A 9161-nucleotide genomic window follows, 5' to 3' on the forward strand; every position below is an offset into this window, starting at 1 on the left:
TGTGCAACTTTTTACTCATATTTATCAACTTAAATTAATTCCGCCAACGGGTTAAGACTTACAAACTTATCAATAAAAAACAATGAAAAGAATATTATCAACAATCCTAATTTCGTTGCTCTGCCTCTGCGGAGCAATGGCTCAGCCGTCGGCTGTGAAGAACGTGGCGAAGTCGGTGTTTGCGCTGAAGGCGTACGACGCTGAAGGCAAGCAGATTGCTTCGACCAACGGCGTGTTTCTTTCTGCCGACGGCACCGCGGCTTGTCCGTGGTCGGCTGTGTGCGAGGCTGCCCGCGTGGAAGTGGTAGACAACAACGGCAAGACCTATCCTGTGACCTACATCCTCGGTGCGAGCGAACTCTATGACGTGTGCCGTGTGCATGTAGACATACCGAAGGCTGTAGCCGCCGTAACAGCAACCGACGCTGCGCCGAAGGGCAGCAAGCTGTGGCTTGTTGAGACCGCCGACAAGCGCACGCAGACCACACAGTACGAGGTGGACAAGGCTGAAACCTTCATGGATAAGTATGCTTACTACGTATTCGACTACAACAACCATAAGCCCGTGCAAGGCTCGGTGTTCGTGAACGAGAAGGGACAGGTGGTAGGACTCATGCAGCAGTCGGCGCGTTCGCTCTACGCCAATGCCGTAGACGTGCGCTTCGTATCAACGCTCGCAGCGAGTCATCTCGACATCAACAACTCGCTTTATGCAAAGACAGCGCTGCGTCTGAGCTTGCCTACGGACAAGCAGAACGCTCTGCTCATGGTGATGTTGGCAGCCGAGTGTAAGGACAAGGCGAAGTATGAGGGATATATTGCCGACTATATCAAGCAGTTCCCGAAGGAGGTTGACGGCTATGCTACAAGTGCACTCCAGAAATTGACCAACAACGACTGGCAGGGTGCCGACACCGATATGCAGACAGCGCTCAAGGTGGCTACAGACAAGGCAGAGGCTCACTCCGAGTATGCCCGCGTAATCTATCAGAAACTCATCTACAGCGCAGACACCACCTTCACTGCCTGGACATTCCAACGTGCGTTGGCTGAGGCAGAGAAGGCTTATAGCCTCAATCCGCAGCCGCAGTATCTGCACCGTGTGGCACAGATTAAGTTCTCTATGGGCGACTACAGCGACGCTTGCGAGAAATTCCTGAGTTTGGCTAAGAAGGACATGCCGACGAGCGAGGTCTACTTCGAGGCGGCGCAATGCAAGACGCAGTTGGGCGCTCCGAAAGCCGAGGTGCTGGCGTTGGTAGACAGCTGTTTGGCTGTAGCTCCGCGCCCACTCACCAATCTCTCAGCGCCTTACGTGTTGGTACGTGCGCAGCTGTACGAGCAGATGGAGGAGTATCGCAAAGCCATCGCCGACTATAACACCTACGACACGCTGATGTACGGCAGAGCTACCGCTGCGGTCTACTATGCCCGCCACAAGTGTGAGGTGGCTGTGCACCAGTACAAGCAGGCGCTCGACGATCTTGCCCATGCCGCATATATCGGCGGAGCAGACGCACCGCTCTACCTTGCTGAACTTGCAGCCTTGCAGTTGCGCGTAAACATGAACGAGGAGGCGGTGAAAACCTCCGACCTCTGCTTGCAGCTGACGCCCGACAACAGCGACGCCTATATCATTAAGGGCTTGGCGCTTGTGCAGCTGAAGCGCAAGGCAGAAGCCTTGAGTTGTTTCGAGAAGGCTAAGGAACTTGGCGATGATCGCGCCGAGGGATATATAAAGAAGTACAAGTAACAGTAAATAAGTAACAATATCGTAGCGGAGGCCAGAGACCTCCGCTACGTTTTTTTATTGTTTGCGCGATTGTGCAAACTGCTCGCGATAATTGATTGGCGAGACGCCCACCTGCTTCTTGAAGAATGTGCCGAAGGCTGAGGCGTTGGGGAAGTTGAGATAGTCGGATATTTCCTTTATGCTTTTGTCGGTGCTGGTGATGAGGTAGACGGCTTTCTTTGTGATAGCCTTGAAGACGAGCTGCTGCACCGTACTGCCCGATACCGACTTTACGAGCTGTGTGAGGTATTTGGGCGAGAGACACAGGCGGTCGGCGTAGAAGCGCACGCCGCGCTCGTGTATGTAGTGGGTGTCGATGAGCTGCATCAGCTGCATGTAGGTCTCCAGTTTGCGGCTCGACTGGTTGCTGCCGTCGCTTGATAGTTCGCGGAAGATGCTGCACACGCGATAGGTGAGCGAGAGCAGCAGCAGCTGCCGCTCGTTGGCTGCGAAAATGTTCTCGCTTGGAGTATGTGCGGCGAGCAATTGCGAATAGTAGGTCAGCTCGTTCTCGTGCCCTGTGTGCATCACCCAGCAGGGTCGCGGATTGATATACTCTACGAACTTCATGCCCACCACCGTACTGCCAAGGATATTGCGTATGGAGTCGGCACGATAGAAGATGATGACTACTGAGCAGTCGTCGCTCTGGCTCGTCACAGAGAAGTGCACGCCGTGCGAAAGAAACAGCGTCTCGTTGCTGCGGACGACGTACTCCGCACCTTCGCACGTGAAGGCGAAGGAGCCCGAGCGGCACACGATGATGCCCACGTCGGCTACGCGGAAGTCACGACGCAGAGCTTCGGGGAAGGAGTGTATAATGCCACAAGAGCAACAGATGTCCTCGTCTGAGGATATCTGCTGCTCCAGAATATTTGTGTTTTCGCTGATGTTCGTCATAGGTTTTAATTGTATAGACATGGCGAAGTTAGCGAAAAAAAACTTTACTGCAAAATATCTTAATAGTTAATGTACCACTCACGTGTATCTTTCGATATGTCGCGCTTGGGCCACGGCACCACAAGCATCACGCCGGCGAGTATGATGCAGGCATATATTGTCCAGCCCGCCATCTCCTTAATGGCTGACAGCGTAGCCTGCACCTGCACCTTGCCCTTCGTAGACATGGCAGCCATGTACTGCGCCTCGGTCTCGCTCTTGCCCTGATACTGCATTCCGCGCGCCGTCATATCGTAGGTCTTGGCAGTCTCTGCGTTGGTGCGGTCGTAGTCGTGAGCGTAGCGTGTTACATAGTACTGCTGTCTGTACTGGAACACCACCTGATAGAGAGCCGAACCAATGCCAGGCGCTATCACCATACGCACGGTGAGCATGATGCACACCCACGTAGAGAGCAACTTGTAGGGCATGCGCTGGTTGGCATACACGGCGATGAGCGAGTAGAGCAGCATCATACCCGTAGCACGTATCACGACGGGCCACTTCATGCGCTCCAGCATGCCGTCGGTCTGCACCTCGAAGTACATGAAGAGCGAGGCGGCGCCGATGAGCAGGAATCCCATAGCGAAGAACCACTTGAAGTGGACGCCCTTGCTGTTAAGTATTAGTATCGTGACAAGACCGATGAAGTAGCCCAGCAGCACCCAGTTGCCGAGCGCCGCCACCTGAATCTGGTCGGTCTTCATCCCCACGCCGACGAATATGTTCACGAGCATTGAGCTTGAGTTGCATATCATCAGTCCGATGAACAGCAGTATGCCGCCCTGAATGCTGCGCGACTTGAACGCCTTGAGCATGAAGTAGGGTGATCGGCGTGTCTTCTCCAGATAGAAGAACAGCAGCGTAGAGGCGATGCATATAGCCGTAGCCCAGCATATCTCGCGACTGTCGTACCAGTCGTACACCTTGCCGTACACCGTCACGTAGACGAACGAGCAGCACATGAGGCAGAACACCACCACGTTGCCGAACTTAGAGAACGAGAGCGGACTGTGCTTTGTAGGGTAGGGGTTGTACGGCATACATAGCAGCGTGATGAGCAGCGCCACGAGAATGGAGCCGAGCATGGCGTAGTAGACCATCTGCCAGTGGTAGTTGTATGCGAACCACGCCGTTATCCACGTGCCTATCTGTCCGAGCAGCATGAAGAAGAAGTAGATGATGGGCTGGCTCGCCTTCTTCTCGGTGTCGAGAGCGTCCCATCCTGCCTCGTCTTTCGGCTCGTTGCCCGGTGTCACGTTGCGTGTTGCCTCGATGCCGAAGCCGTACTTGATAAGCGTGAAGAGGTTGCACATCAGAAGTGTCTGTCTCACGAAGCCCATTATCAAGCTGTTCAGTGCGAGGATGAACAGGCTGTCTGTATTGGCACATATATAGCTCTGCACCGCTAAGATAGAGAAGCCCACGAGGCTCATCATCTTCTGGCGGCGCACACTCACCAGCGTGTAGAAGAACGGAGAGAACGCCGCCATACCTATCGACGTCACGAAGCTGATGAACGCGATGTGTTCCGATTGGATGCCAAGTCCTCCCACCATTTCACTGCTGTTAACGGTGTAGGCTCCGCTCACCGTCATGATAGGTATGAAAAGTATGACGAGGAAGGCGATGCCGAGAGGCTTGGGCACCCAGTTGTAGAACGGAAAATTCTTAGGCAGCTTCGGCGAAACTGCCTGGTATATCTCTGCTTGTGTCATTTACTTGAGTTGAGCCTTCACAATAACCATCATTCCGGCAGCCAACTTTTCGTTGTCTTCCTTAGAAATTCCCACAAACTCGATGCGCACCGGCACACGCTGCTGAATCTTCACGAAGTTGCCGGCAGAGTTGTCTGTAGGCACGAGCGAATACTTAGAGCCTGTAGCGCCCGAGATGGCAGATATTCTGCCCTCGAACTCCTTGCCCTCGAAGGCGTCTACGGTCATTACTACCTTCTGGCCTACGTGCAGCTTCTCCACCTGAGTCTCCTTGTAGTTGGCTATTACCCACTTCTGCGTGTTCGGCATGATGTAGGTGATGGTCTGTCCGGCGTTCACAGCCTGACCCTCCTCAAGCGCGCGTCTGCCCAGCTTGCCGTCGCACGGCGCTGTTACCACGCAGTAGGAGAGGTTGAGCTTGGCCATCTCCAGCGCAGCCTGCGCACGCTCGATGGCAGCCGCAGTGTTCTTCTTGCGTGTCTGCACCTCGTTCACACCCGAGTAGGCAGCCTTCTGCTGGCGGCGTGTGGCGTCGAGCTTCTTCTTCGTAGCGTTGTATTCGGTCTCAATCTGCTCCAACTGGATAGGAGTGGCAGCGTTGCGAGCCACGAGGTTCTGATAGCGTTGGCGGTCCTTTTCGAGTTTAGCGAGGCGAATCTCAATCTCAGCGATAGCCGACTCGTACACGGTAGCCGAAGTCTGCGTTGTCTGCACCGAAGCGTCTATCACGTTCGCACCAGCCATAGCGTCCTTCAGCGCAGCCTCTGCCTCCATCACGCGGATGCGATACTCGCGGTCGTCGAGCACGAGCAGCGTGTCGCCCTTCTTCACGCTCTGGTGCTCCTTGAAGTAAATCTTCTTGATGTAGCCCGAAGCGCGCAGATTCACCGGCGAGATGTACTGCTCCACCTGCGCATCGTCGCTCTTCTCGTTGCTCTTGTAGTCCATGAACATGCAGCCAATCTTAACGATTCCCCATACGAGGATGGCTACGCCGATGAGGCTCACCACAATCTGGCGTATGCGCTGGCGCTTGAGCTGCTTTGCTGTCACTTCGTGCGACGACTGTGTAGCAGTCTCGCTGTTGTTGTTATTGTTTGTGTTATTATTGTTTGTTTCCATTTTTTGAGTTTTGAATTTTGAGTTTTGAATTTTGAATTATTGCCTTTGGCAATTTTGAGTTTTGAGTTTTGAATTTTGAATTATTCTCGGCTTCGCCTGCGATTTTGAATTTTTGAATTTTGAATTTTAAGTTGCGAATTCTTAATTCAAAATTGAACAATTCAAAATGCGCGCAGCGCATAATTCAAAACTCAAAATTCAAAACTCAACATTCTACTTCGTGAGCCTCTCCAGCTGACCTGTGAGCTTCAGCAGCGTGAGGTTCGACACCTGATAGTTGAAGTGCGCCGTGAGATAGTTGTTCTGCGCGTCGCTCATGCTCATCTCGTCCTGCAGCACCTCGGTCATCGAGGCGATACCCTCACGATAGCGGTCGCTCGTCACCTTATATATATCCTCCGCAAGCAGATAGTTGTCGCGCTGCTTGCTGAAGTTGCGCTGGTTGTTGGCGAGGTCGTTCACGGCGTTGGCGTACTGCGTCTGCATACCCTTCAGCGCGTTCTCGTAAGAGAGCTTAGCGTTGTCGATGTCCACCTGCGCCTTTCTTATCTTCGAGCGCTTCTCCAGTCCGTCGAAGATAGGGATGCGCAGCGAGAGACCGATGCCGTTCGACTTGTACCAGTGGTTCGACTCGCCAGAGTGGAACCAGTTCTTGAACTTGTCGGTGTATGCCATGTACGTCCAGTTGCCGGTGAGCGCCAGCGTGGGCAGGTAGCCGCTCTTGGCGAGCTTCTTCTGCTGTTCGGCAAGCGTCTGCTGCGTTCTGAGCAGCTGCAGCTCGTACAGGTTCTCGTTCAGTCCGCTGAGCGCCGCCAGGTTCACCTCCTCTATGTCAGCCTTCTCTACCGTGATGTCCTTCTCGGCAGGGTAGTCTATCACGTACTTCATCATGTTATACTGCTGCGTGAGCATCGCCTTCGCGTTGTCGTACTGCACACTGAGGTTCTCTAAGTTTACGTTCACACGCTTCACGTCCACGCTCAGCGCCATATCGTTGTCGTGGAACGCCTGCGTGATGTCGCGCAGCTCCTCCAGACGCTTTATGTTGTCCTTTATGATGCCGATCTGCTCCTCTGTGTTCTGCGCTAAGTAGTACATCTTGCTTATCTGCACGATGAGGTCCTCGCGCGCCTTCTCGTAGGAGAGCGAGTTGAGCTGGTCGAGTGTCTTCGAGATCTCGAGCGCCGTGAGCGCCGTCTGACTGTAGAGCGGCATCTGCAGCTGCAGACTCGCCGACGAGTTGTACTGTAGCGTCTTCGTCACGTTGTACGGCTTGCCATAGGCTCTGCCGTCGGTTACTGATACGGGCGGAGTGAAGTTGTCGTTCAGCGCTGCGCCGATGTTTATCTGCGGCAACAGACGCGAACGGTTCTCGCTGATGTTGTGCTTGCCTTTCAGCACATTACCCTCGTAAGTTTTCAAATTAAGATTTCGCTCAATACCCATCTGCAGACACTGTGCCAGCGACAGCGTCTCCTGCGCCATCGCCTGAGTTGCCAAGAGTATTGAGGCAAATGTGAACAATGTTTTTTTCATACCTATATTAATGTTTCGGCTGCAAAGTTACGCATTTATAGCCGTTTGGCTATATTCATAAAATATCACAAGTTGTTCACATTTTCCCTTTGTGCGGTTTCAGCCGAGCGAAGCGGCAAAGCGGCGGAGGTTGCGGCTTGCCACTTCCTTCTTTACAGCCTCCTCCAGTGGCATTCCGTCGGGCGTAATGCTTTCTACGAATGTGAAACCGGCGTCAGTGAGCAAACTCCTGTCGCTCACGCAGCCAGCCACAAGCCCTACGGGCACGCCCGTCTGCTGCCCACGCATCAGTATTTGCTGCGGCAACTTGCCCATGAGCGTCTGGCGGTCGGCGCCGCCTTCGCCCGTTATTATAAGGTCGGCACCCTTTATCTTCTCGTCGAAGCCGATGATGTCGAGCAGCAGGTCAGCGCCCGACTTCATCTCGGCTCCGAGATACTGCATGAAGGCATAACCCAGTCCGCCGGCAGCTCCTGCTCCAGGCTCTGCGCTTCGGTCGAAGCCGAAGTGCAGAGCCGACTTCTCGGCGAACAGCTGCGCACGGCGGTCGAGCTGAGCTACCATCTCGGGCGTGGCACCCTTCTGCGGACCATATACATGTGCCGCGCCGTTCTCGCCGCACAGCGGATTGTCTACATCGCAAGCGAGGGTAAACCTACATTCGCCAAGCTCCGTCTTCAGCGCCTCGTCGAAGTTCTTGCCGCGGGCGAAGATGTCCACCAGTGCCTTTATCATTCCGATGCCGGCATCGCTCGTGGCGGTGCCGCCGAGTCCGATGACGAATTTGCGGCATCCGCGCTTGATGGCTCTCGCGAGCAGTTCGCCCACGCCGTATGAGGTGGCTCGCATCGGGTTGCGCTCCTCCTCCTTGATAAGGCTGAGTCCGCACGCCTGAGCCACTTCCACTATCGCCGTGCCGTCGGGCGTCACGCCGTAATGTGCATCCGTGCGACGCATCATCAGGTCGTGTATGTACACCGGCTCCAATGTTCCGCCCGTGGCAGCCGTGAACGCCGAAAGCATTCCGTCGCCGCCGTCCGACATCGGCAGGCACACTGTCTCGATGCCCTTAGCGTTTAACACCTCGGCGATTTCGTCCTCCACTTCCTGTGAGGACATGCAGCCCTTGAACGAATCTGTAGCAAGTATATATTTCATGTGTCTTTTGTTAATAATGTTGGTCTTTTAAATAAGAAAATGAACAAAAGAGAATATATTATTATTTTCTTTTGTTCATTTTTTTAGTGGGCAATACTGATAAGTTTACAACCTAATGCAATTTCTATTTTTGCAATAGTTTGCATTGTAAAGTTATGTCTGCCAGTCATCCATTTCGAGATTTCAGACTCTCGTTTGTGGAGCTGATTGGCAAAGTCTTTTTGGGTGAGATTCTTCATTTTGAGTATCTCACTGATGCGCTCTGCTATTCCGAATGAGAGTTCGAATTCTGCTTTTTGCTCTTCAGGAATAGCTGCAAGGCATTGTCTGAATAGTTGATTATGTACCATAATACAATATTTTAAATTTCAAACGTGGCACTCTGTATGTCTATTATCATATTTTTCTCTATAGTTACACGACCTGTTTTCTGTGCTTTGAGAAGAACTTTGTCAAAAGTCTGCAAATCCATTACATATCCGCTCAATTTCTCATTTTCTTGATAGGTACGAGTTGTCTTAACACCTCCATTTCCAAGAATGAGAATCTTGTCAGAGATTCGCAAACAATAAAGGCGAAGTTTTCGTGAATCGATGGCTAAAGCCTTTACATTGTCACTCATTTTACCCTCATTGCGGAAGAAACGTTCAAGAGCTCCTTTGTCTATAATTTTTGAAAGTGCTAAAAGAATGATATTGAAATCTTTATTGTAAGTTGCATTATCTTTGAATTCATTTAGGAACTTTTCAAATTCACTCTCCTTGCTTTTATCAAAACATATGGAGAACATTCCGACATTATCGTTTTGTTCAATAGTTTTAAGTGATATAGTTGCCATATTTGTTTGCGATTTTATTTGCTGTAAAGATAAACAAAATATTTTAATAATATTCATT

At 52.2% G+C, this 9161-nt stretch carries 8 protein-coding genes; 1 reads left to right on the forward strand and 7 read right to left on the reverse strand.

The window, feature by feature from the left end; genetic code table 11:
• Window positions 1–82 precede the first annotated feature (82 nt).
• Window positions 83–1753 (forward strand): tetratricopeptide repeat protein, encoded by a 1671-nt coding sequence (locus KTQ90_RS11765; RefSeq protein ID WP_217318603.1) that lies wholly within the window; start codon window positions 83–85, stop codon window positions 1751–1753.
• Between the two features lie 54 nt (window positions 1754–1807).
• Here KTQ90_RS11765 and KTQ90_RS11770 read toward each other — a convergent pair whose 3' ends face one another.
• The 7 genes from KTQ90_RS11770 to KTQ90_RS11800 form a co-directional block, all read right to left on the reverse strand.
• A complete protein-coding gene (locus KTQ90_RS11770) occupies window positions 1808–2692 on the reverse strand; it encodes a helix-turn-helix domain-containing protein (protein ID WP_217318604.1) in 885 nt (294 codons plus the stop codon).
• A gap of 59 nt (window positions 2693–2751) precedes the next feature.
• The gene (locus tag KTQ90_RS11775; RefSeq protein ID WP_217318605.1) at window positions 2752–4449 is read right to left on the reverse strand and encodes an efflux MFS transporter permease; all 1698 of its coding nucleotides are present in this window, start codon (window positions 4447–4449) and stop codon (window positions 2752–2754) included.
• The gene (locus KTQ90_RS11780; protein WP_022158114.1) at window positions 4450–5571 is read right to left on the reverse strand and encodes an HlyD family secretion protein; all 1122 of its coding nucleotides are present in this window, start codon (window positions 5569–5571) and stop codon (window positions 4450–4452) included. It lies immediately after the preceding gene.
• 213 nt (window positions 5572–5784) lie between these two features.
• On the reverse strand, window positions 5785–7107 hold the full coding sequence (locus KTQ90_RS11785; protein WP_217318606.1) for a TolC family protein: 1323 nt from the start codon (window positions 7105–7107) through the stop codon (window positions 5785–5787).
• Window positions 7108–7206: 99 nt separating this feature from the next.
• Window positions 7207–8265 carry a glycerate kinase family protein gene (locus KTQ90_RS11790; protein WP_217318607.1) on the reverse strand — a complete coding sequence of 353 codons (1059 nt, stop codon included), beginning with the start codon at window positions 8263–8265 and terminating at the stop codon, window positions 7207–7209.
• 83 nt (window positions 8266–8348) lie between these two features.
• Window positions 8349–8615, reverse strand: a complete 267-nt coding sequence (locus KTQ90_RS11795; protein ID WP_022158112.1) for a helix-turn-helix domain-containing protein — start codon at window positions 8613–8615, stop codon at window positions 8349–8351.
• An 11-nt stretch (window positions 8616–8626) separates the two neighbouring features.
• Window positions 8627–9161, reverse strand: a 535-nt coding sequence (locus tag KTQ90_RS11800) for a hypothetical protein (protein ID WP_217318608.1), incomplete at its 5' end; no start/stop codon positions are given.

Origin of the sequence: Leyella stercorea (assembly GCF_019052365.1) — a bacterium.
Classification (GTDB): Bacteria; Bacteroidota; Bacteroidia; order Bacteroidales; family Bacteroidaceae; genus Prevotella.

What these genes read in the sequence shown, in the direction of transcription:
- KTQ90_RS11765 (WP_217318603.1), top strand. Translation starts at nt 83, where the DNA reads ATGAAAAGAATATTATCAACAATCCTAATTTCGTTGCTCTGCCTCTGC.
- KTQ90_RS11770 (WP_217318604.1), bottom strand. Translation starts at nt 2,692, where the DNA reads ATGACGAACATCAGCGAAAACACAAATATTCTGGAGCAGCAGATATCC.
- KTQ90_RS11775 (WP_217318605.1), bottom strand. Translation starts at nt 4,449, where the DNA reads ATGACACAAGCAGAGATATACCAGGCAGTTTCGCCGAAGCTGCCTAAG.
- KTQ90_RS11780 (WP_022158114.1), bottom strand. Translation starts at nt 5,571, where the DNA reads ATGGAAACAAACAATAATAACACAAACAATAACAACAACAGCGAGACT.
- KTQ90_RS11785 (WP_217318606.1), bottom strand. Translation starts at nt 7,107, where the DNA reads ATGAAAAAAACATTGTTCACATTTGCCTCAATACTCTTGGCAACTCAG.
- KTQ90_RS11790 (WP_217318607.1), bottom strand. Translation starts at nt 8,265, where the DNA reads ATGAAATATATACTTGCTACAGATTCGTTCAAGGGCTGCATGTCCTCA.
- KTQ90_RS11795 (WP_022158112.1), bottom strand. Translation starts at nt 8,615, where the DNA reads ATGGTACATAATCAACTATTCAGACAATGCCTTGCAGCTATTCCTGAA.